We start from the raw sequence: 24,137 nt of genomic DNA, 5'->3' as shown, positions 1-24,137 counted from the left end.
ATATTCAATTAGTACATGTTCAACATCACTGTTTGTAAATCTATTATACACAAAAAAGCTGTCTTTTGTCTAATTATTAACTAAAACTGATTGAATCAGCGGTAATTCATGTTTAATTAAATCCTCGTATGTTTCTCTTTGAATAACCAGTTGTGCTGATCCATTTTCGACAAATACGACCGCAGGTTTCGGAATACGGTTATAATGGTTTGCCATCGCATATCCGTAAGCTCCTGTACAAAAAACAGCAAGAATATCGTTAGGCTCTGTTACTTTCGGCAGTTTAGCATCCCAGATTAAAATATCTCCGCTTTCGCAGCACTTACCCGCAACCGTTACTGTATCATCAGCGGGTGCCAGTGCCTTATTAGCTACCATGCATTCATATTTAGCCTGATAAAGGGCCGGTCTCAGATTATCCGTCATTCCGCCATCTACAGAAATATACTTTCTTGTTTGGGGAATATCTTTGAAAGCACCTATCGTATAAAGGGTTGTTCCCGCTTCACCAACTAAAATTCTGCCCGGTTCCACCCAGATTTCCGGATAAGCCATACTAAGCCTGTTACATTCTTCAATAACCGTATCGACAATTGTATCAACAAATTTTTCAATCATTAGCGGTTCGTCTTCTTCAGAATATTTAATACCAAAGCCGCCGCCCACATTTAAAACATTCAACTGAAAACCATATTGTTTTCTCCATTTATCAAACTTCTGAAACATTTTGTTAATTGCTTGCGCAAAACTTTTATCATTAAAAATTTGCGAGCCAATATGGCAATGAAGCCCCTTTAATACAATATTCGGCGAATCACTGGTCATCTGTATCGCCTCTTCTAAGCTGCCGTTATTAAGGTTAAATCCAAATTTAGAATCCTCTTGACCAGTCATAATGTAAGTGTGGGTATGTGCTTCGACACCGGGCGTCGTCCTTAAAAGAACATCAATCGTTTGATGACGTTCCGCGCAAAGTTGATCCAATAAAGTTAATTCATAAAAATTATCAACAATAATTGTTCCTATTTTTTCATCTAAAGCCAGTTTAAGTTCATCCGGTGTCTTATTATTTCCATGAAAGTGAATCCGTTCAGGCGGAAATCCCGCCTTAACAGCAGTATACAATTCACCTCCGGATACAACATCCAATGATAAATCTAATTCATTTATAAGTTGTATCATGGCAATTGAGGAAAAAGCTTTGCTGGCATATGCCACTTGCCACGGTACTTCACGCCGCGAAAAAGCTTTTTTAAATTCTGCCACCTTTTCCTTAATTAATGCAATATCGTAAACATATAGCGGTGAACCATATTCCCTAACTAACTTTACAGTGTCTACACCGCCAATTGTAAGATGACCATTCTCATTAACTTCTTGTGTGCCTCGCATAAAAAATATTCCCCTTTCCTAGGCGGGCACTACTCCAACATGATGAAAATAAAGGAAACTTGGCTGGTGACAAGCCTCCCGGCGAAGTCAACCGCTTAGTACTCCAGAGCACAAGTCTCACTAGCTCACTCTGATCGCAGACTCGCTTTGCTGCTCTTATACTATCTTCCTTATCTTGGCACCTGCGTTGAGCCGCTTCATGCTGCCTAGATATAATTGATAGAGCAAAGAAAGCTTATGCAACGAAGTACATAAGCTTGTGCCGGTACCTCATTAGTCGGAATAGTACTCCACTACTTATATTATAGCAGTGACAGTTTAATGCTTCTTCAGCATTAACCCAGCAAATCATTTTTTGGGCAAAATGATTTGCTTCGGCAAATTGACCTTTCCGACATCTTCATAGCTGCCCGTTGCTCGATACCGTACTGATTCGTTTTGCGCCCCATACTCCTCAAATGATGAGGTTATATAAAAATTTATTTTGAATTATATCACACCTTATTTGAACATACAATCACTTTTTTGAACAGCTATATGGGAAAAACCCGCCAATCGGCGGGTTCATCAGTCTGTTTTACTTGGTTGTCTTGAATCATCAATGGACCTTACAATGCTCGGTCTTGAATAAGCAGTCGGCATTGCGGTTCTTACCATTATATTAAATAAGGCTTTTGGATTAAAAGGTATAAACGGCCAGAGATATGGTGTGTTAATATTTTTGATTTGGGCTAGGAAAATAATTATTAAAGTCGTTCCAACGGCAAATCCAGGAACGTCAAAAATAGCCGTAACTATAATCAGGAACACTCTAACCATTTTATTTGCCAAACTCAGCTCATAACTCGGAGTGGCGAACCCGCCAACAGCTGAAATTGACGTGTAAAGGATAACTTCAGGTAAAAATATTCCAACCTGAATGGCTACCTGACCGATTAAAATAGCCGCGATCAAGCCGAGCGCCGTTGAAAGTGCTGTCGGCGTGTGTATAGCAGCCATTCGCAATGCTTCAATTCCAAATTCAGCAAGTAAAATTTGCAAGAAGATTGGTATATGGTAAGTATGTTTATTTGGACCAATAAAGCTTAGCCAATGAGGGAGCAGTGACCCCTCCTGAACAAGCAAATACCAAAAAGGAACAAGAAAAACAGAGGCAAGCATCGCTATAAACCTGACCCATCTAAGAAAAGCGCCTGATGATGGCGTTTGTAAGTATTCTTCAGCATGTTGAACATGGTGAAATAATGTCGTTGGCAAAATGACAACACTTGGTGACGTATCAACAATCATGACGATATGCCCTTCTAATATGTGTTCAGCAGCTACATCAGGCCGTCCTGTATACCTTACTAATGGATAAGGGTTAAAGCCTTGCTTGACGATAAATTCCTCAATCGTTTTATCACCCATTGGAATACCATCAATTTCTATCTGTTTAAGTTCTTTTTTTATTGTCTTTAGAAGCCCGGGATTTGCAACGTCCTTTATATAACTTAGACAAACATCTGTTTTAGAACGTTTTCCAACTCTTATAAGCTCATTCCGGTAATTTTCGTCACGAACCCGTCTGCGAATCAGTCCTGCATTCAAAATAATATTTTCAACAAAACCATCCTTCGAGCCGCGAATAACCTTTTCAACATCCGGCTCTTCCGGCGTCCGGCCTGGATAATTCCGAACATCAACAGCAAACCCGATCGTCTCGCCGTCAATGAGAACAATGATTAAACCGCATAGCATATAAAGCAAAACTTCATCCAATGTTTTAATTTCCATCACTTGTTCATGAGCTAAGTGGTTTTTAATGACATCTTTCGTCTTCACATTTGGCCGATGGGTGTTAACCATTCTCATGAGTTCCCTAAATAACAAAATGACCATTTCTGAATTGCATAGTGAGTTGCAATAATACACTTGAATCTCTTCATTAAGGACTTTCATCTTGCGTACGCCGACGTCAAAGTTAGTAGCACCGATATCAAGCTGGTTTGTTAAGTATTGTTCATTATCTTTAATTCTTTTAGAGATCGGTTTTTTTTCTTTCTGATTGGTTGCGATGATAACCACTCCTTTCTAAAATGATTTCAACTGCTTTCGTTGTTATAGGAGATCCGTTTTCAACTTTATCAAGCCCCCTCATTTTGCCTATATCGCCTACGCCAACAATAACCGGGATATTTAGATGATCCAGAACATAAACTGTATCGCCGGAAATTCTGCCGATTTCTAAATCAGCAAGCCCTTCTTTATCAACCCCGTATTCTGTTAATTCGCCAAACTGATCAATGCTGACATCAACTCTTGTCCATTCACGAAAACTGCTATGGGAAGCTACCGCAATAGCGCCGAGCACATTGATTGAGGGGTGTGTTGCTACATACTCCAAGGCGGCCTCACCCGGACCTTTGCCTTTAAATCCGCAATCATCAAACATGACAAGCACTGGATCATAAGGTGTTTGTTGAATAAATTTAACAAGCTCCTCACCGCTTAGTTGTGTCGGGTTTCCTTCAGATTGCGATATACAGCGGCAGCCAAGTACTTTTGCGGTATGCTCTACCGCCTCGCGTGCGTATTTATCGCCATCGGTTATTAAAATGACATGCCGCTTCATTGGAATCACCCTCTCGGTTTAAAAATTAAGGCAACAATAAATCCAAATAAAATAGCGGAAGTTATACCTGCAGAGGTTAGTTTAAAGATACCCATTGCAATGCCAATATATCCATGCTCTTTTCCTTCAGCCATTGCCCCATGTAATAATGAATGACCAAAGCTTGTAATCGGAACCGTTGCTCCTGCTCCGGCAAATTCAATCAGCTGATCGTATAAACCGAATGCATCCAGCAATGCCCCAATTACAACAAATGTTACAACGATATGAGCGGGCGTCAGCTTACAGACATCCAATAATAATTGTCCGACGACACAAATTAAACCGCCGATAACAAAAGCTATAAGATATGCCATTTTACTGACCTCCTGCTGCTTCAAGAACAACCCCGTGGGCAATACATGGAATTGTCTCTTTTTGTTGTGAGACTATTGGGTTAAATAACGCACCAGCCGCTACAACAAGAACACGTTTTAATAATCCTGAAGTGATTTGATTGGCAATATAACCGTATGTCACCACAGCAGAACACGCAGCCCCGCTGCCGCCGGCAAAAACCGGCTGATCAGGTCTATAAATCATTAATCCGCAATCTTGGTGAACACTGTCAACGTTATATCCTTTTTCGTATAACAATTGCTTAACAATCGGGCTGCCAACACTGGAAAGATCACCTGTAACGATAAGATCATAATCATCAGGCTGTCTTCCAGTATCTTTCAGATGAGCAGCAATTGTATCAGCAGCTGCAGGCGCCATTGCCGAACCCAAATCATTGGCATCTTTGATACCCCAGTCAATTACTTTGCCTATTGTTGCTTCTTTAATTAAAATCGGCGAAGCCTCTTTACTTACTAAAGCTGCTCCGGCCCCTGTCACTGTGAAAGTTGCTGTTTTCGGCCTTGATCCGCCGTATTCGGTAGGGTAACGGAACTGTCTTTCAGCCGTTGCGTTATGACTGCTTACTGCGCCTATAACAAAATTTGCAAAACCGGAATCAACGAATTGAGCTGCGATAGCCAGTGTCTCCATTGATGTTGAACAAGCGCCAAACATCCCTAGAAATGGAATTTGATTTTCTCCTGCTACAAAATTTGATGTGACTGTTTGATTTAATAGGTCACCGGCTAAGAAAAAATCTATATCTTGCTCCTTTTTGCTTACTTTTCTTAAACAGTGGCCAATTGCTTCCCTCATTAAAGTCCTCTCCGCAAGTTCCCAGTTTGATTCACCGCAGTGCATATCATCATACGTTTGATCAAAGCTGTTTCCCAGAGGACCTTGGGATTCTAATGGACCAGCCGTGGTACCGGTGGATGACAGGTAGATATTGGTCATAAATTTCCATGTTTGCTTTCCCATTTTCGGCATAATCCCGCCTCCTTTAACCGAGTAAATTATTAATAAATAATCGTATAACGCCAAGTACTGCTGCCGAAACGACACCAAACACGATGACAGCACCTGCCAATTTGAATAGATTAGTTGCAACTCCAAGAACAATGCCTTCACTCTTATGTTCAAGAGCAGCTGATGTTATTGAATTCGCAAAACCGGTTACTGGTATAAGAGAACCCGCACCCGCAAATTGACCGATCTTGTCATAAATACCGAATCCAGTAAGTAAACAAGCAATAATAATTAATGTTCCTTGCGTTGGGGCCCCTGCTGTTTTTTCTGTAAAGTCAAAGAATCTTATATAAAAATTCTGCAGCAATTCTCCTAACAAACAGATAAAGCCGCCTACAAGAAAAGCTTTAATACAGTTCATAAAGTAATTTGGTTTCAATTGGTACGGCTTAATATTTTTTTTATAATTTGTTTTATTATTAAGTTGACCCATGGAATGACCTCCTCATTATTTGTCAACAAATATTGTCCAGTGAAATAACGATCCGAAAACCTTGCCCAAAACAAGAGCCATTAATAAAATAAGTATTTTTTCATTTATGCCTATCCGTTTAGATAAAATCGGCAGAACATTAAGTACTTCTGTTAAAGCAGCTGCCAGCATTCCGACAAAAATACCCGATGCAAATCCTATTGGAATTAAAATCAAAGATATTAATGTTAAATGAATGTCCCTTAGACCGAACCATGTACCGAATAAAGTACCAAATACAATACTCCATTCATATTCCCTAATAAAATGTAAAGTCTTAGTTAATTGTGTTAAACGGGGAATAATGCCAAGCACAGTGAGAAAAGCGACAAATCCGCAGCCTACTGCCAACCCGCTTGAAAAGCCAATAATGATAAGAACAACATCTTTAATCATGATGTTTCTTTAACTCACTTTTTTGCTTTTCTTGTACAATGACATACTGATCTAAATCTTGTTGATAATTAAACATTTCTACTTCTAATGGACTAGGTTCCTCATTAAAGCGCTTTTTAAAAATATGATTGAAAAAGAGTATCATCCCAATCCCAATACCAAATGAATATGGGATCTGTAAAATCAGCGGTTTATCATTTATTTTCCCAGTTATAAGGTAATAAATTTTTTGATGAACAGCCCTCATAGAAACATCTTCATGAAAGTTCATAATGGTTAATGAAGCGCCTATAAATAAAAGCAGCCAAACAATGATAAAAAACAAAGGAGCAATCTTTCTTTTTCTTGATTCAACTTCAACTATTGTTTGCGGCGGACCAATTGTTTGGATATCCAAGTCCGGATACTGTTGATATATTTCATTAATGACATCCATAACATCAATGACAATAAATGAATTGTCCTCTGGAGTAACACGGTAAACAGCCAACTGATTGAGCCTTTGCCTTAAATCATCAGGAGCAATAATTTGCGCCATTTTGTTAATTCGAATAACATCATTAACCTTCGCTTTAAATTTTTGCCGTAACCGAATATAAATGACAGCAGAGCCCATTGCTATTTCCCCCTCGTATAATTAGTATGGATTGGCTTTTTTACAAACATTCTTCCGTCTTGTATTATCCATAACTTTCCATAAAGAAAACTTGCCGATTGGCAAGCCTTAAAAGGCGAAGACAGAGGCCTAGTTGCACTGATACTTAAGACCTAAAATTGGCCGCTGCGTTGAATTGGCATCCGCTGCTGCCAATTTATAAGCTTAACGTACATAAAAAAGGCCAGCTGGTTAATCAACCATCTGACCTTTAATATCATCTAATATTTTCTTTTCTAACCGGGAAACTTGTACTTGTGATATACCTAATCGTTTGGCTACCTCAGACTGCGTCTGGTCTTTAAAATATCTGAGGTAAACAATGAGCCGTTCTCTTTCCTGTAAGTGCTGAACAGCTTCTCTTAAAGCAATTTTATCAAACCATTTATTTTCATCTTTATCGGAAATCTGATCGAGCAAAGTAATTGGATCCCCGTCATTTTCATAGACCGTTTCATGGATCGAAGAAGGTGTTCTAATGGCTTCCTGAGACATAATAACATCTTCAGCAGAAAGCTCTAAAGCCTCCGCGATTTCATTAACGGTCGGATTTCTTCCCAATTTTTTTGATAATTCATCTTTTTTCTTTCGAACCTTATTTCCAGTTTCTTTTAAAGATCTGCTGACTTTAACTGTCCCATCGTCCCTGATAAACCGTTGAATTTCACCGATAATCATCGGTACGGCATACGTTGAAAATTTCACATCGTATGACAGATCAAATTTATCAACGGACTTTAAGAGACCGATGCAGCCAATCTGGAATAAATCATCTGATTCATATCCTCTATTCAGGAACCTTTGAACAACAGACCAAACCAGTCTCATATTTTTTTGGACGATAAGATCTCTTGCTTCCTTATCGCCTTTTTGGCTTTTTTCTATAAGCTCTTTGATTTCATCATCGTCCAGTAAAGGTTCCCGAGCCTCTTTTTTCAAATCGAGATCCATTGGCATCAATCTCCTTAATTACATAAGGCTTTACTTTTGGATAAATGCTTAGTCAAATAAACTGTTGTTCCTTGTCCTAAAGCGGTATATACGTCAACGTGATCTACAAAATTTTCCATAATAGTGAAGCCCATTCCTGACCTTTCCAGTTCAGGCTTAGTTGTAAACAAAGGCTGACGGGCTTCTTCGAGATTTTCAATACCTACACCTTCATCCCGAATCGTTAAATTAACTGCCCCATCAATTAATTCCGCCTTAATGTAGACTTTACCATCAGCTTGATTGTTATATCCGTGAATGATGGCATTTGTTACGGCTTCTGAAACGACTGTCTTGATTTCGGTTAATTCATCCATCGTTGGATCAAGCTGTGCTACAAAAGCAGCCACTGTCACCCTTGCAAATGATTCATTTTCACTAACAGCCGTAAATTCAAGTGTCATTTCATTTTTCAATTAGGCCACCCCCAAAGTCTGTAGTGCATTTTGTTCATTTTCCTCTAAACGAAGGATTTTAAACATTCCAGACATTTCAAATAACCTGCGAACAGCTGGAGATATTGAACAAACTACCATTTCGCCGCCTTGACTCGAAATTTGTTTGTAACGGCCTAAAATAACACCCAAACCAGAGCTGTCCATAAATTGCAATTCCCCAAGATTTAAAAGAATATGGTGTATGGGCTGCTTTTGTAGCACTTCATTGACTTGATTCCTTAATTTTTCCGACGTATGATGATCAAGTTCCCCTTCCAAGCGGATGCACAAAACCTGATGCTTTACCTCCAATTCAATGCGAAGACTCACTGACTTCTCCTCCTCACTTCATCGCTCTTTAAATCAAGTTCAAAAAGGAGGACAAACAGGGCCGATGCCATGTTTCCCGGACTTTTTGAACATCTTCTCATAAACCAATTTTTCTATATTAATATCGCTGATTCCTTCATCATGACAAAACTAGTGGGGTTTCGAGGGGATCTAACCCCAATTCGTCATTTTTCCAATATTTCTTTTAAATAATTGCCACCATGAGGCTTCTTTAATATTTTCAGCTACAACTAAAGGCGTTTTCGATAAAGTCTTACCTTTACTTGTCACTGTATAATAGCCGACTGTTGTACCTTTTTTCATAGGTGCATGCAAATTTTTATTGATTTGTATCTTGGTTTTAATTTTATTCTTATCTGTGCCTTTTTTGAGAAGTAAAACAACACGGTCCTGTGTTATTACAGGCACCTTTCCTTGTTGGCTTTTGCTGACTTCTACTTCCCGAACCACGTGCCCGGCATTAACCAATTTTTTCGTTTGATAATTGGCAAAAGCATAATCAAATAACTTTGCTACTTGCTTATTACGTTCTTTTGTAGTCGGTGCTCCCATGACAACAGCAATCACCCGCATATCATTTCGTTTTGCTGTTGCTGTTAAGCAATATTTTGCTTCATTGGTATAACCTGTTTTTAAACCATCTACTCCTGGGTATGTTTTAATCATTTTATTTGTATTAACTAACCAAAATTTTTCATCTGAATTTTCTCTTAAATAATCTTCATACTTTGATGTGTATTTTAAGACTTTCTCATAGTGTAATAGAGCCTTTGCCATGATAGCCATGTCATGAGCTGTAGAGTAATGGTTTTTCGCAGGCAAACCGGTTGGATTTTCAAAGTGAGTATGCTTGAGACCTAAATCCTTAGCTTCCTCGTTCATTTTTTTTACAAAATCACCTTCTGATCCTGCGATATACTCGGCCATAGCCATAGAAGCATCATTGGCAGAGCCGATTGCAATAGCTTTTAATAATTCATTAACTGTCATTTCTTCCCCAGGCTCTAAAAATACTTGCGAACCTCCCATAGATGCCGCATGTTCACTGACTCTAACCTTATCAGATAATGAAATATCGTGGCGGTCCAATGCTTTAAAAATAATCAGCAATGTCATGATTTTAGTCATGCTCGCCGGCGGTAACTCTTTGTTTGAGTTCTTATTAAATAACACTCGTCCAGTATCTTTTTCAATAAGAATGGCTGATTTAACTTGATCTACAAGCTTGTTATTTTGGTTATTTTGATCATTTTGCTTAGCCCAAGTAACTGCCGGCATTGTAAGTGACGAAAAAAAGATCATAAAACTTGTAAACACTGCCGCAAACGCCTTCATCTGCAATCCCTCCAATCCATAATCTCTAATATTCTTTCCAAAACTTTCATGTTTATACAAATTAGTGATCAGCAGGGAAGCTTTTTTCTGAATAAAAAATAAGCAACCGGTAAAGGTTGCTTATTTTTTATTCTCCCATTTTCTGTACAATTGCTTTAACTAACTGAACGAAAGTCGCTTTAACTTTTTCTGTTGTTTCGATGACTTCTTCATGTGATAACGGCTGATCAAGAATCCCGCTTGCAGCATTGGTAATGCAGGAGATACCCAGGACTTCTAAGCCGCTGTGCCTTGCGACAATCACTTCCGGTACAGTTGACATTCCGACAGCATCACCGCCAAGCGTACGAATCATCCTTACTTCTGCCGGCGTTTCGTAGCTCGGGCCGCTCGTTGCATAATAGATCCCTTCTTTTATATCTATTTGATGCTCGCCTGCAACACTCTTTGCCATTTCGATTAAGTCTTTATTATAGACCTCTGACATATCCGGAAATCTGACGCCAAGATTTGTTTCATTTGGCCCGATAAGCGGATTCGTACCAAGCATATTAATGTGATCATTTATAATCATTAAGTCGCCAGGTTTAAAAGAAGTGTTAACACCCCCAGCGGCGTTAGTTACAATTAATTGCTTAACACCTAAGGCCTTCATGACACGGACCGGGAATGTTACCTGCTTTAAATCATAGCCTTCATAAAAATGATAGCGCCCTTGCATAGCAACAACCGGTACACCTTCAAGTCTGCCAAAAACAAATTGCCCCGCATGTCCTTTAACAGTTGACTCCGGAAAATAAGGAACCTTCTGATAGGAAATGGTTACAGCTTCAGCCAGCTCATCAGCCAATACACCAAGCCCCGAACCTAAAATTAAACCAATTTTAGGCTGCTCCTTTAATTCCGGTTTGATGACATTCATTGCTTCATTTATCATTGTTTCCATTGACATTACTTATTCGCTCCTATTATTAAATCTCGTCTAAAAAGCTTGTACCATGTTCAGGCATTGGAATATCGAACTGGTCGCTGATTGTCGCGCCAAGGTCTGAGAAAGTATGCCTAAGAGGTATTTCATGACCTTCTTTTATGCCATTATAATAAACGAACAATGGTACAAATTCTCTCGTATGATCGGTTCCCGCATGGGTTGGATCATTACCATGGTCAGCAGTAATAATCAGACAGTCTTTGTCGGTCAATTTCCCAAGAATTTCAGGAAGACGCCGGTCAAATGCTTCAAGCGCTTCACCGTAACCAATCGGATCACGGCGATGGCCGTATTTTGCATCAAAATCAACAAGATTCAAGAAAGAAAGCCCATGGAATGGTTTATCCATGACGGTTAACAGCTTGTCTACGCCGTCCATATTATCTTTGGTACGGATGGCTTCGGTCACACCCTCGCCATCATAAATATCACTGATTTTACCAAGAGCGATAACATCAAAATGTTGATCTTTCAGTTCATTCATAACAGTATGACCAAATGGTTTCAGTGCATAATCATGGCGGTTAGCTGTTCTTTCAAATTGTCCAGGCTCACCAACAAACGGACGTGCAATAACCCGTCCAACCATATATTTTTCATCTTTTGTCAATTCACGGGCAATTTCGCAAATACGATACTGTTCATCAATCGGAATAATATCTTCATGTGCGGCAATTTGTAGCACTGAGTCAGCGGAGGTATATACGATTAAAGCACCTGTTTCCATATGTTCAGCGCCAAGTTCTTTAATAATTTCCGTACCTGAAGCCGGTTTATTACCGATGACTTTTCTTCCTGTCTTCTCCTCAAGCTGCCTGATTAATTCATCTGGAAAACCGTCAGGAAAAGTAATAAATGGGTTTTCAATTTTGAGGCCCATAATTTCCCAGTGACCGGTCATTGTATCTTTACCATTTGATGCCTCTTGCATGCGGCCATAATGGGCTTTTGGATGTTCAACAGGCGTTACCCCTTTTATATCATTTCTAATATTCCCCAACCCAAACGTCTCCAAATGAGGCAGTTTAAGACCATTCATTTTTTCAGCAATATGGCCGATAGTATCAGCACCCTTATCCCCAAATTTCTCAGCATCAGGCGCTTCGCCAATGCCCACTGAATCTAATACGATTAAAAAGATGCGTTCAAAAGCATTTTTTTTCATATCTTTATTTACTCCGTTTCCTTATTTGATTAATTAAAGAACACCCTTGCAGCAATTTTAAGCTCTGGGGTGATACGTTGTATAAATATCCTTCAAGCGCTGCTTCGTCACATGGGTATAAATTTGCGTTGTTGAAATATCAGCATGTCCCAGCATTTCTTGAACAGAACGCAGATCAGCACCGTTTTCCAACAGATGAGTCGCAAAGGAGTGTCTTAAAGTATGAGGAGTTATTGACTTTGTAATACCCGCATTTAAAGCCAATTGTTTTAATATTTTCCAAAAACCTTGTCTTGTTAAACGATTGCCATGGTGATTTAAGAATAAGGCATCTTGCTGCTTCTTATTTTTCAATAATTTTGGGCGTGCTTCCTCTATATACTGCTTCATTGCTTTTAAAGCCATACGTCCAAGAGGAATAATTCTTTCTTTGCTTCCTTTTCCCATACAGCGAAGAAAACCCATTGTTAAATGGATATCTTCCAAATTAAGCCCCATAAGTTCGGAAACACGAATACCGGTCGCATACAGCACTTCAAGCATTGCCTGATCTCTTAAACCAATGGCTGTCGCGGTCGCAGGCGCAGCAAGCAGCGCTTCAACTTCACCTAAGGACAGAACCTTCGGCAACCGGCGCTCAGCTTTCGGCACGCCGACATGATGGGACGGATCATGATTAACAATATTTTCTCTTAATAAGAATTGATGAAAACTGCGGATGCTTGCGGTTTGACGAGCTAAGGTCGCAGGCGCCTTTCCTTGATCTTTTAATTGATATAAATATTTGGTAATCATTGTCCTGTTAATATCTTGCCAATTAGATACCTTCTCGACATCTTGTATGTAAGCTGAATATTGATTAAGATCCCTGCGGTATGATTGCATTGTATTATTTGCCAAACCACGTTCTACATGCAAATAATGAATAAAATCCTCCACTTGGTCTTTCATGATTTTATTCCCCATTTCTGAAAAACTCGATCAAACGTCCAGACCAATCAGTCTTTTTATTGGAATCAATAGGTTCATAGACCTTAACAGCACGGCCGCTCGGCTCATCATACTTGTGATAGCTTTCGTAATTATGATCAAGCCATTTCAAACCAAAATAAAAAGCAACTGTGCATACAGCAAATAAAACGGTTACCTTTATTGTATCAAAAATAATTTTTAATCCGTCTTTCATTTTTGTACACCCCATTGGCAAAAATCATTATTAGTACAAGATATGCCAATTTTAATAGGGTTTATACATTAAAAAACCTTCTCCTTTCTGGAAAAGGTATATCATCCATTATCAACATATTTTATTAATCATCATTTTCTTTATGCTTTGCTTGACAACGGTGACAGATGCCGTGAAAGGTTAATCTATGATCCTTTATTTTAAAATTCCAGTCTTTTTCAACGACTTTCTCAACATCCCCTAATAAATCTTCTTGTATTTCATCAACTGCCCCGCATTCAATGCATACGAGATGGTGATGAAAGTGTGCCGCCCCTTCTTTTCTTAAATCATAGCGTGAGACACCATCACCAAAATTAATCTTATCTACTACCTTTAATTCAGTCAATAATTCAAGTGTTCGGTATACTGTGGCTAAGCCGATTTCAGGCGCTTTTTCTTTTACGAGGAGGTAAACATCTTCAGCGCTTAAATGATCTTCTTCATTTTCCAAGAGTACTCTGACAGTTGCTTCACGTTGAGGCGTTAATTTGTATTTTTGTGAATGCAATTGCTTTTTAATACGGTCTATACGGTTCTCCATACCCTAACCTCCCTCGCATTCTATACAAAATTATTATAGACTTTACGAAAAGAGGTGTCAAATTAAAATAATTATAATTTACATTTTATAATAATTATAATTTGCAATTGAATTAACCAATAATGCCGCGAATCAATATTGGGGAAAGGTAAGCTTCATACGCTGATACAACAAACATCAGCAGACTGACAGCAAACATTAATAATGCATATCGAATAAATTGCGGTAAAAGCGGTTTTTTACGTGTCCTCATTAATAATTGCCGGAACATTTTAAGTGAAAAGCTGACTGAGACAGCCCCCATGATAATAAATGCCGGAATGACTATAAGATTTTGCGGAAAAACACTCGCCATTGCCACCCAAAAACCATGAAATCCCATTTGATTAACTAAAAAACCGACAGTAAAACCAATAACAATCCCTTTTAAAAATAAAAGTATGAAAATCACCGGCAAGCCAATCACTGATAGACCAAGCACCCACATAAATCCGAGGTATTGAACATACTGCAGGAAGCTCTCACTTAACATTGCTGAAGGAACAGCTATTTTCCCGCCAGACAATTCTTTGAAAAACTGATTTAAATAGTCAAATAAGTTTTGCTTCGCTTCATAAGGCAAACTATTGACAATAACCGCCCCAAAAATAATGCCGGTAAAAAAGAGAACAATGACAAACGTATAAATTGAAAGATTATCTTGAATATGCCGTGTCGTCCATTTTCTGATTTCCCTGCTGTTCATTTTGACGCCTCCCTTTCATAGACTTATAAAGAGTCTATTAAGGGAGGTGAAAGTCTATGACAAAAATCTATTAAAGAAAACTCGGCTGGTGCCAAGCCTAACAGCGCAGGCAACTGCCCATAGTGTAAAAAATTTAATATAAAGAATTTCTTAAAATTAACTATCCTTTAACCTTACCGTACCTGCCTGCCCCGCCGGTTTCCAATGATAATTCCCCTTTTCTTGCTTTAATGATGAATTCAGCTGTTTTCTCCCCAACGACTTTTATTAATTCTTGCTCTTGCGCCTTATGCATGACATTCATTTCCGTGCCAAAGCGGTTAAGGAGCTTTTCTAAGGTTTTCGGACCGACTTTTGGAATAAATTCAAGCGGCACTTGATGAACATAAGGCGGCCGGTCCGGGTGCCGTTCTTCTTTTTTTAACTCCAACAAACGATCATAGACACCTTTAATGACACGTTTATGACCGCAATTTGGACAGCGGTCACCTTGTTCGTGACTGTTAAGCACCGTAAAACAATTCGCACAGCAAGTACGGTGATATTTGCCCAATCGGGGATTAAGACCATAATTACAAGCAACGCTGCGTCCTTCTATTGCTTTTAAAGCATAAGAAAACTCTTGAAAAGTCGGCTCATTTAATTGAAGTTTTTGATATTCTCTCGCAATTTTCTTTAACGAATGGGCATCTGAATTTGTTAAAAATGTATAATGATGAAGCTCTGGAATTTGATCCGCCATTGAGGTATCTGAACTTAACCCTAATTCTACAGCGTCAATCATTTCGGGATGAAATACTTCTGTTAAAGTACAAGAGACACCTGAACCATATAAACTTTTAAAAGGTGTAAAAATATGCGCGGGAATAAATAAACCGCCAAGTGATTTAACTTTTTCTTGTAAAACTTTTGCTGATCCTAAAAATCGTTGTGTACTAAGGGAAACATTTGTCATATATTTTGATAACCATAAGCTGAAGACTCGCATTTTTTCAAGTGTCGGCATAAAGGCCAGAACGTGAATCGGCCCTTTTGTTGTCTCATCATTAATTTCAATTTCGGAACCCAGCAGCAAAGTTGTTGAACGGTATTTTAATCCTCCGCCTGTAAGAGGTTGAACTAATTCATCTTTAATCATATCTTCTAATTGCCTTATAACTTCCGGAACCTGTGAATCAATAACACCGACAATATCAATTCCTTTTCGGTCTGACGCTTCTTCTAATATCCGATCAATTGTTAACGTTTTTGCACCGGTTATTTTGACAGGTTTTCCGCTTTGGGTTCTGCCAATATGAATATGCAAGTCCGCAAAGTAAGTGTTCATACAAGCCATTCCTTTTTGCATAAAGTTCAAAAGGAGAACATTTTACAATTGTTCTTTTTGAACATCTATTTATTTATTGTGCTTCATCAGCTGCATATACTGAACAGCATAAACGGTTTTCGCATCAAATATACGATGGTCGTCCATCATTGCCATGGCCGTTTGCAAATCTACTTCTTTATTCACAAGAAATTCATCCTCATCTAATTGCTGCTTACCTTTTTTTAATGAATCTGTAAAGTAAATATGGACAAGTTCATTCGCAAACCCAGGTGATGTATAAAAGGAAATAACATGGTTCATTTCTTCGCATTGATAACCTGTCTCCTCTTCAAGCTCCCGTAATGCTGTTTCTTTAGGATCTTCCCCAGGTTCAAGCTTCCCGGCCGGAATTTCATAAATAACTTTTTCAAGCGGTTTTCTAAATTGCTTAACTAACAGCAGCTTTCCTTCCGGGTTAAGTGCAATAATAGCAACCGCTCCTGGATGCTCGACAATTTCTCTTTTACTTTTCCCGCCGTCTGGAAGGGTAACATCATCAACTTTAACTTTTATAATTTTCCCTTCATAAATCGTTTCTGAATGAATTGTTTTTTCATTTAATGTTTCCAAGAAAGACATTCCCTTCTTTATCAATCTTTTTTCAGTTTATCATAAGCATCATTTTCACAAAAAAAATAAATCCCTAATCAATATTGTTGATTATTTATATATCATTTGAATTCGTGAACTTTACCCCTTGAAAATATTGGTTGGAATCTCTAAAATTGATTTATCCCGATTGGCTTACGTAACCATCAGCAGGGGGTCTCCCCTGCTGGTGAAAAGTTCACTTTATCATCACAGAGAAATGGGGGGTAGGAGGATGGAATCATCCCAATCAAAGGAATTAATGCTCGGTGCATTGGCAGCTATAGGGGCTTATGTCCTCTGGGGAGTTTTACCTATTTATTGGAAGCTAATTGATGGCGTGACTGCTGAAGAGGTTCTTGCCCAACGGATCATCTGGTCATTTATTTTTATGTTTATCATTGTTTTAATCACTAGAAATATGCCGCTCTTAGTCTGCGATATAAAACAATTGGTTGCTACACCTAAAAAATTGTTCAGTATTATTGCCGCTTCCTTTGTTATCACCATTAATTGGTATATATTTATTTGGGCTGTTGGACACGGTCACGTTGTCCAATCAAGTCTCGGCTATTATATTAATCCATTAATCAGTGTATTGATGGGTGTTATTTTTTTAAAGGAAAGGCTATCAATGTGGCAAATTGTGTCTTTTATCATTGCACTTATCGGAGTATTGTTAATGACCATTGAGACCGGTACTTTTCCATGGATTTCATTAGGTCTTGCCTTAAGTTTTGGACTATACGGCCTTCTCAAAAAAACAATTCATTTACGGGCCATGACAGGTTTAACAATCGAGACATTTATCGTCGCACCGATCGCATTAATATATCTTGTCTTTTTTAATTCGCACGCTGGCCATTCAATGATGTTTGTAAAGCCAAGTTTGACTCTGCTACTAATGGGGGCAGGCATCGTTACAGCTATACCGCTGCTGTTATTCGCGGTAGGCGCAAACCGAATATCACTCACAATGGTCGGGTTTTTTCAATACATTGCACCGACCCTCATGTTGATTCTTGGTACTCTTCTTTATCATGAGCCTTTTAATAGAGATAATCTTGTTACCTTTATTCTTATTTGGGCATCATTAATTTTATATGCTGTTTCCAGGACAAAATGGTTAGTTATCATCGAAGATAAAATATTGCATAAGAAGCAGCACAGCTACACCAGCAAAAAATGCAGAAGCCAATAGGCTCCTGCATTTTTTGATAGTTTTCTAAAGTTATAGTGATCGAAATCAGTCCACACCGCGCATAAGACCATGAATTTTTTTCGATAGTAAAAGTAGAATGATCCCAATGATAATAGAAATAATTCCTATAACAGTAAAGTAAACAACTTCTGTATTAAAGTTAAAAAACTTAACTAATTGGGCATTAATGGCTTGCGCTGAAGCATCGGTTAAATACCACACGCTCATTGTTTGTGAAGCAAAAGCAGCCGGCGCTAATTTCGTTGTTGCAGAAACACCAACCGGAGATAAGAACAATTCACCTAACGTTACGGATAACAAACTGATGACAAGCCATAATGGATTAATAGCATGATGATTACCCGGTAATACGAAAGGAATGACCATAATTAGGAATGAGATACCAGACAAGATAACGCCAACAGAAAATTTCACCGGCGTAGATGGCTGACGTTTGCCTAATTTTGTCCATACCGCAGCGAATACTGGAGCCAAAATAACGATATATAATGGGTTAACGGACTGGAACCAAGATGATTGGATATGCAGCCAGCCAAAATCCAGTTTTGTTTGAGAGTCTGCGACTTCAGAAAAAATCGTTGATCCCTGTTCTTGAATACACCAGAAACAAATCGCTGTAATAAATAATGGTATATAAGCTACAATCCGGGACTTTTCATCAGCAGTTGTTTTTTTACTTGTGTACATAACAATAAAATAAACCAGCGGAATAATAATTCCCAAAATACTGACAACATAGGTAAATCTATTAATTGTTAATAATCCAGTTGTAATCGTTACAATTAATAAAATAATAATGACTAAAGCACCAATACCAAGACGTGTCAATACTTTAGACTTCTCATCCGGTGTCAATGGATTAGGAACATACCGTCCGGCTTGTCCCAAAGATTTTCTAGACGTTAAAGCATACCAAATCAGACCGATAATCATGCCGATTGCTGCAATAGAAAAACCTAAATGGAAGCTGTACATTTGGCCGACTGTTCCAACAATCAGCGGTGCTAATAAAGCCCCTGCGTTGGCTCCGGCATAAAAAATACTAAAGCCCGCGTCACGGCGATAATCCGTCTTGGAATACAAATCACCTACGATATTTGATAAGTTAGGCTTTAAAATACCCGACCCTAAAATAATAAGTGCCATTGAAATGTATAATGCCGGTACACTGCCGGGAACTGATAACGCCAAGTGTCCGAAAGCAATCAAGATACCGCCAAATATAATCGTTGATCGACTGCCCAAAATTCGGTCAGCGAGCCATCCCCCGATAATTGTTGACATATAGACCAGTGAACCATAAATTGACATGATAGACGCCGCTGTCGCTTTATCCAGCCCCAAGCCGCCCTTGGTCGTGGCATAATAAATATAAAATAATAGAATGGCACGCATGCCGTAATAAGAAAAGCGTTCCCAAAATTCAATTGAAAATAGGGTTAAAAGTCCTTTCGGATGACCAAAAAAGCCTTTCTGAGGGATGGTCTCCAATATTTTTTGTTTATCATCTGTCATAACAAGTTGCTCCTTTTTATGTGAAATTCTATGATGTTGGTTTTATCACTCAACAGATAATAGTATGAAAATTCCCAAAGCACCCCTTAAGTATGTTATCCTCTTTTATTTTGCCATTTCTTTATACTAACTTTCAAGAGAATGGAATAAATTTGTTAAATAAGGAAAATATCGAAAACGCGAATTATAAAAAATGCAGCACAACTCAGACAGCTATGCCGCAAGAAAATAATTATTTTTTGATTATTTTTTAAAAGAATACTCCCTTTCAATTTTGCAAATCCGTGTTGTATAGTGATCATACCAGACTTCTTTCCCTTTTTCTTGTGCCGCTTTATGAACCGCATGTTCTTTCCATTGTTTAATAGCTTCAAGTGATTCCCAATAAGAAACGGTTATTCCAAATCCCCTTTCATCCCTTGCGCTCTCGACATCAATAAATCCCGGCTGCTGTTTTGCTAATTTAACCATTTTTTCCGACATAGCATCATACCCTTTTTGGCCAACATTTGACCGCTTGGAAGAGAAAATAACTGCATAATATGATTCCATAACAAAGCCTCCCAATCATTCGGTTATTAAACTGTCATTATTGTTTTTCTAAAAAGTTAAATTATAATGATAACATTCAACGTCTTTGATATATTCGTTTGATTCATAGAGATGCTGGGCCGAATAATTATCAATGTCTGTTTGAAGCGTTAACCCTTTAGCATCTGTTTCTATGGCAAGTTCTTTCGCTTTGTCCAATAATTTTCCCCCCACCCCTTTTCTCCTTGCAGTTTGATCAACATATAAATCATTAAGTATCCAAAGCCTTTTCATGGATACTGATGAAAAAGACGGGTAAAGCTGCGTAAATCCCAATGCTTTTAATTCCGAGTCTTGTTCTTCTACTGCCAAAAAGATAATTGATTCGTTATTATTTAACCTTTCTCTCAGAAAATTTCTTCCTACAGTTATATTGGATGATTGCTTGTAAAAAGTTCTGTACTTATCAAAAAGCGGTGCAATAAGATCTAAATCATTCACTCCCGCTCTAATAATACGGATATTTTTACTTTCAGACATATGTAAACACCTCCAAGATTTTTTCAAAATTCTATCTTTGTTCACTCCAAATTACCTTTGTTAACGGGTCATGATATATTTATGAACACCTCTTTTCCGATTTTAAGTTTTTCTTATAATAAAAAATCCGATTATTCGACTTTTACTCCTGTATCTTTATATAATAAAAAATATAATCATCTATCAAGGGCAGGAGGAAAAGAATGAAGAAAAATCAATTAGGCACCTCTGATCTTTATGTCAGTGAAATTGGATATGGCACGATGTCTCTCCCCAAAGATGAAAAAGATGCTGTTTATCTGGTAAATAAAGCTATAGATAAGGGCGTTAATTTTATTGATACCGCGGACTTATACGATTTTGGGCGAATTGAAGAAGTTCTTGGTAAAGCCTTAAAAGGAAAAAGGGATCAGGTTATATTGGCGACAAAAGCCGGTAACCATTGGGAACCTGGGCAAGAAGGATGGTTCTGGGACCCTTCTAAAACCTACATAAAAGAAGCCGTTAAAAAAAGTTGCCAACGGTTAAATACCGATTATATTGATCTTTTTCAATTACACGGCGGCACGATTGAAGATCCTGTCGATGAAACAATCGAAGCTTTTGAAGAATTAGTCCAAGAAGGGATTATACGATATTACGGCATCAGCTCGATCCGGCCGAATGTTATTCGCGAATACGTTCAAAAGTCTTCAATTGTCAGCGTTATGATGCAATACAGTATCTTAGACCGGCGGCCAGAAGAAGAAATCCTGGACTTTCTAAAAGAAAATAATATTAGTGTCATTGCCCGAGGCCCTGTCGGTAAAGGTATTTTATCTGATAACGGCTTAAATAAAATATCTGAAAAAGGTTATCTTGATTATACGGATGAAGAATTAAAAACATTAGTGGCTCAATTAAAAGAGAAAACAAGCAGTGAACGCAGTTTATCTCATACAGCCATTCGATATGTACTGGCCAACCCGGCGGTCGCTGTAACTATCCCGGGAGCAAGCAGTGAAGAGCAATTGATCAGCAACATCCAAGCTGCCGAGTCCCCTGATTTATCTGATCAAGAGATTCAAGAGATTAGGGAGCTATCAAAAGCCAATCAATATTTACAACATCGATAACTTATATTACATATTTCCGGGAAGCAGTAAGGAAAGGCTATTATCCTTACTGCTTATATATTTTTAAGTTTCCTTTTAATCAAAGATAATTATTATGCAATTCTGAATTAATTATTCAATTTCGTATTGCAGCCAAGGTGAATGTTTCCCCCCCATCTTATCATAAAGGGCTTGGGCAACCGTATTATCTTTGGCAGTATCCCAGCTCATATAAGCAAAATCGTTAGCTCTAGTAAAATCTAAGCAGGTTTGAAAAAGCCTTTCGCCTACTTTGTTTCTTCTGGCAGACGGCAATACAAATAAATCATGCAATAATACGAATTCCTTAACATATAACGTGTTCATTGTAAAATACAGTGTCGCAAAACCAACTAACTTCTTATCTAACTCGGCCACAAATTGCGTCCCTCTTATTTTCCCGTTTTGCAAATCAATAATTAAAGATTCCAGGCCGCTCTCCTTTGGGCGCGGATATTCGTAAAAGTCCACAATATATTGATTCATCAAATCGATAAGCTCTGGGATGTCGTGAAAATGTGCTTTTCTAATCATTAAATCACTCATATATTGATCTCCCCTTTTCTTTGATTAAATTAATTAACTAACCTTTAACATGCAAACAGCATGCCAACAGGAAAGGGGCTTTAGAGTAAATGATGTAATCCTCTACTGCATCGGTTTCGAAAAGTCATTAACAAGAATTTTAACCTGGTCTCCTTTCTGAATTTTCCCAGGTCTTTCAACCGCACAAACGACGCCTCTTCGTTTATAGGCTGCACGGACAAATTGAGCGGCCAGCTTTGGCTGATTACCATGTAAAATTTGAATCACCTCGCCAGGCAATACGCAAGGCTGGTTTTCTCCCATACAAATTAACCCTGTTCCATTTGGAAATAGAATTCGTGACCCCATAGGTAATTGTGTTAGGTCAGAATAACCGCTTAATAATAGATTAGCCCCCAGCCATTCAGGCAGAACATATTCTAATCCCAACTTTTCAGCTATCTGTGAACATTCTTCAACAGACAATATTGAAATCTGTCTTCGATTTAAAATTTCTGTTCCTTTCGGATACATTGGTTGACGAGAATTTGAAGCAATTATCATACCGAAATGCCTGTCACCCGGGATGCCGCCAAATTCAAGGTTAACTTCTTCAAGCCGGCGCGTGATGAATGATTCCGGATGATCGCCTATAAGGACGGCATCAACGGTGGCTTCTAATGTTTTCATTTTGGTTCCTCCCTAACTATCAAAAAAGTTTTCTTTTATAGAGAAATATTGAATTCATCCACATATACTGCAGGTCCGGAAATTTCAATTTCCATAGAACCATTTACATTTCTTACTGCCACTTTCACGCGGCCATCCCTGTCAATTTCTTGTCCTTGTTCTATTAATAGATTTAACGGATTTGATAATTCATTTGTATTGATATGTTCAAAATAATACGCTCCCATCACCCCGGAAGCTGTACCTGTAACCGGGTCTTCTATCGTTCCGGAAAAAGGCGAAGAAAAATGGCGCGCATGCATTTGCGCATTTGCATCATACGTCTCTAAACAAAAAGGGTGAATGGAGGCTTTTGGCATTTCTTTTAAAATCGAAGGAAATAACTTGTTGCTAGGTTCCATCCTTTGGAAAGCATCAAGCGTTTTTATAGGGACTAGCAAAGTCCAAGTTCCAGTGCTTCCGTATAAAATTGGTAAATCTGTTTCTAAATCACTTGAATCGAGTCCAATAGAAACAGCTAAATCATCAAGTGATCCATTAAAAGCTTGAAATTCCGGCATTGCTTGTTTCATAGTTATGTATAATTGATCGTTGGAATGACAATTTATTCGTATTGGTAAAATACCTGCCTTCGTTTCAATAGTCAGCTGACACTTATTATTCAGCAATCCTTTTGTTTTTAGGGCATAAATAGCTGCTATTGTCGCATGACCGCAAAGACTCATTTCATGACCGGGTGTAAAATAACGAATTCTAATATCCGCTTTATTCGATTGAAGAGGGAACGCCGTTTCATTAAAACCTACCTTATAAGCAATTTTCTGCATGTCATCATCTGATAAATTTTCACCATCTAAAACAATACCAGCAGGGTTGCCTTTATTCGGTTTATTTGAAAAAGCATCATAATGATAAATTTTTATCGCATTCATTCAGTTAATCCCCCACTTTATTTAAGACTAATTATTGATATTTTAACCTAATCGTTTTTAATAAGAAAGGAATTGATTGTATTTTTAGAAAACAAACTAAATACTTATGGTAATCATAGCTGTTCAAAAAGAAAGCAGACCCATACCATCACTAGGGTCTGCAGAGATACAATTTTTCCATTTATTCTAATGTACGATTATTCTCATCAACAGAAAATTTCGCCGCTGGTTCCGTACTTTCACCTGGCAAAAGAATGCCATCTCCTCCGCAAACGGTGCAGCTGTATTGCCAGTTTTCGTCATCTGCCAACAAACCGGTGCCGTCACAGGCTTTACAAATATGATTTCTGTCCACCATAAAAAATTACTC

Annotated in this window: 29 protein-coding genes and 1 riboswitch; of the genes, 2 read left to right on the top strand and 27 right to left on the bottom strand. The window is 38.2% G+C overall.

Going from position 1 to position 24,137, the window contains the following annotated elements:
• Positions 1-69: 69 nt before the first annotated feature.
• From lysA to ACFQRG_RS00490, 20 genes are all read right to left on the bottom strand, one after another.
• The gene (lysA, locus tag ACFQRG_RS00585) at positions 70-1,392 is read right to left on the bottom strand and encodes a diaminopimelate decarboxylase (protein ID WP_380962579.1); all 1,323 of its coding nucleotides are present in this window, start codon (positions 1,390-1,392) and stop codon (positions 70-72) included.
• Between the two features lie 275 nt (positions 1,393-1,667).
• Positions 1,668-1,850: riboswitch (Lysine riboswitch) on the bottom strand.
• Between the two features lie 109 nt (positions 1,851-1,959).
• Positions 1,960-3,459 carry a spore germination protein gene (locus ACFQRG_RS00580; RefSeq protein ID WP_380962577.1) on the bottom strand — a complete coding sequence of 500 codons (1,500 nt, stop codon included), beginning with the start codon at positions 3,457-3,459 and terminating at the stop codon, positions 1,960-1,962.
• The gene (gene spoVAEA, locus ACFQRG_RS00575) at positions 3,413-4,012 is read right to left on the bottom strand and encodes a stage V sporulation protein SpoVABEA (protein WP_380962742.1); all 600 of its coding nucleotides are present in this window, start codon (positions 4,010-4,012) and stop codon (positions 3,413-3,415) included. The genes ACFQRG_RS00580 and spoVAEA overlap by 47 nt, the downstream gene beginning before the upstream one ends.
• Positions 4,012-4,362, bottom strand: a complete 351-nt coding sequence (spoVAE, locus tag ACFQRG_RS00570; RefSeq protein ID WP_380962575.1) for a stage V sporulation protein AE — start codon at positions 4,360-4,362, stop codon at positions 4,012-4,014. The genes spoVAEA and spoVAE overlap by 1 nt, the downstream gene beginning before the upstream one ends.
• Before the next feature lies 1 nt (position 4,363).
• Positions 4,364-5,377 (bottom strand): stage V sporulation protein AD, encoded by a 1,014-nt coding sequence (spoVAD, locus tag ACFQRG_RS00565; protein WP_380962573.1) that lies wholly within the window; start codon positions 5,375-5,377, stop codon positions 4,364-4,366.
• A gap of 13 nt (positions 5,378-5,390) precedes the next feature.
• Positions 5,391-5,849 carry a stage V sporulation protein AC gene (gene spoVAC, locus ACFQRG_RS00560; protein ID WP_380962571.1) on the bottom strand — a complete coding sequence of 153 codons (459 nt, stop codon included), beginning with the start codon at positions 5,847-5,849 and terminating at the stop codon, positions 5,391-5,393.
• Positions 5,850-5,864: 15 nt separating this feature from the next.
• Positions 5,865-6,284 (bottom strand): stage V sporulation protein AB, encoded by a 420-nt coding sequence (locus ACFQRG_RS00555; RefSeq protein WP_380962569.1) that lies wholly within the window; start codon positions 6,282-6,284, stop codon positions 5,865-5,867.
• Positions 6,277-6,900, bottom strand: coding sequence for a stage V sporulation protein AA (locus tag ACFQRG_RS00550; protein WP_380962567.1), 624 nt, complete (start codon positions 6,898-6,900; stop codon positions 6,277-6,279). Before ACFQRG_RS00550 ends, ACFQRG_RS00555 begins: the two co-directional genes overlap by 8 nt.
• Positions 6,901-7,131: 231 nt before the next feature.
• Entirely contained in the window at positions 7,132-7,890 is a 759-nt protein-coding gene (gene sigF, locus ACFQRG_RS00545) for an RNA polymerase sporulation sigma factor SigF (RefSeq protein WP_380962565.1), read from the bottom strand.
• Positions 7,891-7,904: 14 nt separating this feature from the next.
• Positions 7,905-8,345, bottom strand: a complete 441-nt coding sequence (gene spoIIAB, locus ACFQRG_RS00540) for an anti-sigma F factor (protein ID WP_380962563.1) — start codon at positions 8,343-8,345, stop codon at positions 7,905-7,907.
• Positions 8,346-8,696 carry an anti-sigma F factor antagonist gene (gene spoIIAA, locus ACFQRG_RS00535; RefSeq protein ID WP_380962561.1) on the bottom strand — a complete coding sequence of 117 codons (351 nt, stop codon included), beginning with the start codon at positions 8,694-8,696 and terminating at the stop codon, positions 8,346-8,348.
• A 171-nt stretch (positions 8,697-8,867) separates the two neighbouring features.
• The gene (locus tag ACFQRG_RS00530; protein ID WP_380962559.1) at positions 8,868-10,052 is read right to left on the bottom strand and encodes a D-alanyl-D-alanine carboxypeptidase family protein; all 1,185 of its coding nucleotides are present in this window, start codon (positions 10,050-10,052) and stop codon (positions 8,868-8,870) included.
• A gap of 127 nt (positions 10,053-10,179) precedes the next feature.
• Positions 10,180-11,004, bottom strand: coding sequence for a purine-nucleoside phosphorylase (locus ACFQRG_RS00525; RefSeq protein WP_380962557.1), 825 nt, complete (start codon positions 11,002-11,004; stop codon positions 10,180-10,182).
• A 19-nt stretch (positions 11,005-11,023) separates the two neighbouring features.
• The gene (gene deoB, locus ACFQRG_RS00520; protein ID WP_380962554.1) at positions 11,024-12,208 is read right to left on the bottom strand and encodes a phosphopentomutase; all 1,185 of its coding nucleotides are present in this window, start codon (positions 12,206-12,208) and stop codon (positions 11,024-11,026) included.
• A gap of 57 nt (positions 12,209-12,265) precedes the next feature.
• Positions 12,266-13,159, bottom strand: a complete 894-nt coding sequence (xerD, locus tag ACFQRG_RS00515; protein ID WP_380962551.1) for a site-specific tyrosine recombinase XerD — start codon at positions 13,157-13,159, stop codon at positions 12,266-12,268.
• A 4-nt stretch (positions 13,160-13,163) separates the two neighbouring features.
• Positions 13,164-13,394, bottom strand: a complete 231-nt coding sequence (locus ACFQRG_RS00510) for a YqzK family protein (RefSeq protein WP_380962549.1) — start codon at positions 13,392-13,394, stop codon at positions 13,164-13,166.
• Positions 13,395-13,518: 124 nt separating this feature from the next.
• On the bottom strand, positions 13,519-13,977 hold the full coding sequence (gene fur / locus ACFQRG_RS00505; protein WP_380962546.1) for a ferric iron uptake transcriptional regulator: 459 nt from the start codon (positions 13,975-13,977) through the stop codon (positions 13,519-13,521).
• A 112-nt stretch (positions 13,978-14,089) separates the two neighbouring features.
• Positions 14,090-14,722, bottom strand: coding sequence for a stage II sporulation protein M (gene spoIIM, locus ACFQRG_RS00500; RefSeq protein WP_380962544.1), 633 nt, complete (start codon positions 14,720-14,722; stop codon positions 14,090-14,092).
• A gap of 160 nt (positions 14,723-14,882) precedes the next feature.
• Positions 14,883-16,049, bottom strand: coding sequence for an endonuclease Q family protein (locus ACFQRG_RS00495; RefSeq protein ID WP_380962541.1), 1,167 nt, complete (start codon positions 16,047-16,049; stop codon positions 14,883-14,885).
• A gap of 69 nt (positions 16,050-16,118) precedes the next feature.
• Positions 16,119-16,661, bottom strand: a complete 543-nt coding sequence (locus ACFQRG_RS00490) for an NUDIX domain-containing protein (RefSeq protein ID WP_380962538.1) — start codon at positions 16,659-16,661, stop codon at positions 16,119-16,121.
• A gap of 253 nt (positions 16,662-16,914) precedes the next feature.
• On the opposite strand from ACFQRG_RS00490, the gene rarD reads away from it, so the two are divergent.
• Complete coding sequence (rarD, locus tag ACFQRG_RS00485) at positions 16,915-17,880, top strand: EamA family transporter RarD (RefSeq protein WP_380962535.1); 966 nt, start codon at positions 16,915-16,917, stop codon at positions 17,878-17,880.
• Between the two features lie 45 nt (positions 17,881-17,925).
• Here rarD and ACFQRG_RS00480 read toward each other — a convergent pair whose 3' ends face one another.
• From ACFQRG_RS00480 to ACFQRG_RS00470, 3 genes are all read right to left on the bottom strand, one after another.
• A complete protein-coding gene (locus ACFQRG_RS00480; protein ID WP_380962532.1) occupies positions 17,926-19,416 on the bottom strand; it encodes a peptide MFS transporter in 1,491 nt (496 codons plus the stop codon).
• A gap of 243 nt (positions 19,417-19,659) precedes the next feature.
• Positions 19,660-19,968, bottom strand: a complete 309-nt coding sequence (locus ACFQRG_RS00475; protein WP_380962530.1) for an antibiotic biosynthesis monooxygenase family protein — start codon at positions 19,966-19,968, stop codon at positions 19,660-19,662.
• Between the two features lie 48 nt (positions 19,969-20,016).
• Complete coding sequence (locus ACFQRG_RS00470) at positions 20,017-20,469, bottom strand: GNAT family N-acetyltransferase (RefSeq protein WP_380962740.1); 453 nt, start codon at positions 20,467-20,469, stop codon at positions 20,017-20,019.
• 221 nt (positions 20,470-20,690) lie between these two features.
• On the opposite strand from ACFQRG_RS00470, the gene ACFQRG_RS00465 reads away from it, so the two are divergent.
• Positions 20,691-21,602 (top strand): aldo/keto reductase, encoded by a 912-nt coding sequence (locus tag ACFQRG_RS00465; RefSeq protein ID WP_380962527.1) that lies wholly within the window; start codon positions 20,691-20,693, stop codon positions 21,600-21,602.
• 111 nt (positions 21,603-21,713) lie between these two features.
• Here ACFQRG_RS00465 and ACFQRG_RS00460 read toward each other — a convergent pair whose 3' ends face one another.
• The 4 genes from ACFQRG_RS00460 to ACFQRG_RS00445 form a co-directional block, all read right to left on the bottom strand.
• Positions 21,714-22,166 (bottom strand): GNAT family N-acetyltransferase, encoded by a 453-nt coding sequence (locus tag ACFQRG_RS00460; protein ID WP_380962524.1) that lies wholly within the window; start codon positions 22,164-22,166, stop codon positions 21,714-21,716.
• Positions 22,167-22,268: 102 nt separating this feature from the next.
• On the bottom strand, positions 22,269-22,835 hold the full coding sequence (locus ACFQRG_RS00455) for an MOSC domain-containing protein (protein ID WP_380962522.1): 567 nt from the start codon (positions 22,833-22,835) through the stop codon (positions 22,269-22,271).
• A 35-nt stretch (positions 22,836-22,870) separates the two neighbouring features.
• Positions 22,871-23,767: a PhzF family phenazine biosynthesis isomerase gene (locus tag ACFQRG_RS00450; RefSeq protein WP_380962519.1), complete on the bottom strand. Its 897-nt coding sequence runs from the start codon at positions 23,765-23,767 to the stop codon at positions 22,871-22,873.
• 181 nt (positions 23,768-23,948) lie between these two features.
• Positions 23,949-24,125, bottom strand: coding sequence for a hypothetical protein (locus ACFQRG_RS00445; protein WP_380962517.1), 177 nt, complete (start codon positions 24,123-24,125; stop codon positions 23,949-23,951).
• Positions 24,126-24,137: the final 12 nt, after the last annotated feature.

Origin of the sequence: Scopulibacillus cellulosilyticus, assembly GCF_042665295.1 — a bacterium.
GTDB lineage: Bacteria > Bacillota > Bacilli > Bacillales > Sporolactobacillaceae > Scopulibacillus_A > Scopulibacillus_A cellulosilyticus.
This window is presented reverse-complemented; position numbering and strand designations above follow the sequence as displayed.

Excerpts from the sequence above, each read along its gene's own strand:
- lysA (WP_380962579.1), bottom strand. The coding sequence starts at position 1,392 with ATGCGAGGCACACAAGAAGTTAATGAGAATGGTCATCTTACAATTGGC.
- spoVAE (WP_380962575.1), bottom strand. The coding sequence starts at position 4,362 with ATGGCATATCTTATAGCTTTTGTTATCGGCGGTTTAATTTGTGTCGTC.
- spoVAD (WP_380962573.1), bottom strand. The coding sequence starts at position 5,377 with ATGCCGAAAATGGGAAAGCAAACATGGAAATTTATGACCAATATCTAC.
- spoVAC (WP_380962571.1), bottom strand. The coding sequence starts at position 5,849 with ATGGGTCAACTTAATAATAAAACAAATTATAAAAAAAATATTAAGCCG.
- ACFQRG_RS00555 (WP_380962569.1), bottom strand. The coding sequence starts at position 6,284 with ATGATTAAAGATGTTGTTCTTATCATTATTGGCTTTTCAAGCGGGTTG.
- ACFQRG_RS00550 (WP_380962567.1), bottom strand. The coding sequence starts at position 6,900 with ATGGGCTCTGCTGTCATTTATATTCGGTTACGGCAAAAATTTAAAGCG.
- sigF (WP_380962565.1), bottom strand. The coding sequence starts at position 7,890 with ATGGATCTCGATTTGAAAAAAGAGGCTCGGGAACCTTTACTGGACGAT.
- ACFQRG_RS00530 (WP_380962559.1), bottom strand. The coding sequence starts at position 10,052 with ATGAAGGCGTTTGCGGCAGTGTTTACAAGTTTTATGATCTTTTTTTCG.
- ACFQRG_RS00525 (WP_380962557.1), bottom strand. The coding sequence starts at position 11,004 with ATGTCAATGGAAACAATGATAAATGAAGCAATGAATGTCATCAAACCG.
- deoB (WP_380962554.1), bottom strand. The coding sequence starts at position 12,208 with ATGAAAAAAAATGCTTTTGAACGCATCTTTTTAATCGTATTAGATTCA.
- xerD (WP_380962551.1), bottom strand. The coding sequence starts at position 13,159 with ATGAAAGACCAAGTGGAGGATTTTATTCATTATTTGCATGTAGAACGT.
- ACFQRG_RS00510 (WP_380962549.1), bottom strand. The coding sequence starts at position 13,394 with ATGAAAGACGGATTAAAAATTATTTTTGATACAATAAAGGTAACCGTT.
- fur (WP_380962546.1), bottom strand. The coding sequence starts at position 13,977 with ATGGAGAACCGTATAGACCGTATTAAAAAGCAATTGCATTCACAAAAA.
- spoIIM (WP_380962544.1), bottom strand. The coding sequence starts at position 14,722 with ATGAACAGCAGGGAAATCAGAAAATGGACGACACGGCATATTCAAGAT.
- ACFQRG_RS00495 (WP_380962541.1), bottom strand. The coding sequence starts at position 16,049 with ATGAACACTTACTTTGCGGACTTGCATATTCATATTGGCAGAACCCAA.
- rarD (WP_380962535.1), top strand. The coding sequence starts at position 16,915 with ATGGAATCATCCCAATCAAAGGAATTAATGCTCGGTGCATTGGCAGCT.
- ACFQRG_RS00480 (WP_380962532.1), bottom strand. The coding sequence starts at position 19,416 with ATGACAGATGATAAACAAAAAATATTGGAGACCATCCCTCAGAAAGGC.
- ACFQRG_RS00475 (WP_380962530.1), bottom strand. The coding sequence starts at position 19,968 with ATGGAATCATATTATGCAGTTATTTTCTCTTCCAAGCGGTCAAATGTT.
- ACFQRG_RS00465 (WP_380962527.1), top strand. The coding sequence starts at position 20,691 with ATGAAGAAAAATCAATTAGGCACCTCTGATCTTTATGTCAGTGAAATT.
- ACFQRG_RS00460 (WP_380962524.1), bottom strand. The coding sequence starts at position 22,166 with ATGAGTGATTTAATGATTAGAAAAGCACATTTTCACGACATCCCAGAG.
- ACFQRG_RS00455 (WP_380962522.1), bottom strand. The coding sequence starts at position 22,835 with ATGAAAACATTAGAAGCCACCGTTGATGCCGTCCTTATAGGCGATCAT.
- ACFQRG_RS00450 (WP_380962519.1), bottom strand. The coding sequence starts at position 23,767 with ATGAATGCGATAAAAATTTATCATTATGATGCTTTTTCAAATAAACCG.
- ACFQRG_RS00445 (WP_380962517.1), bottom strand. The coding sequence starts at position 24,125 with ATGGTGGACAGAAATCATATTTGTAAAGCCTGTGACGGCACCGGTTTG.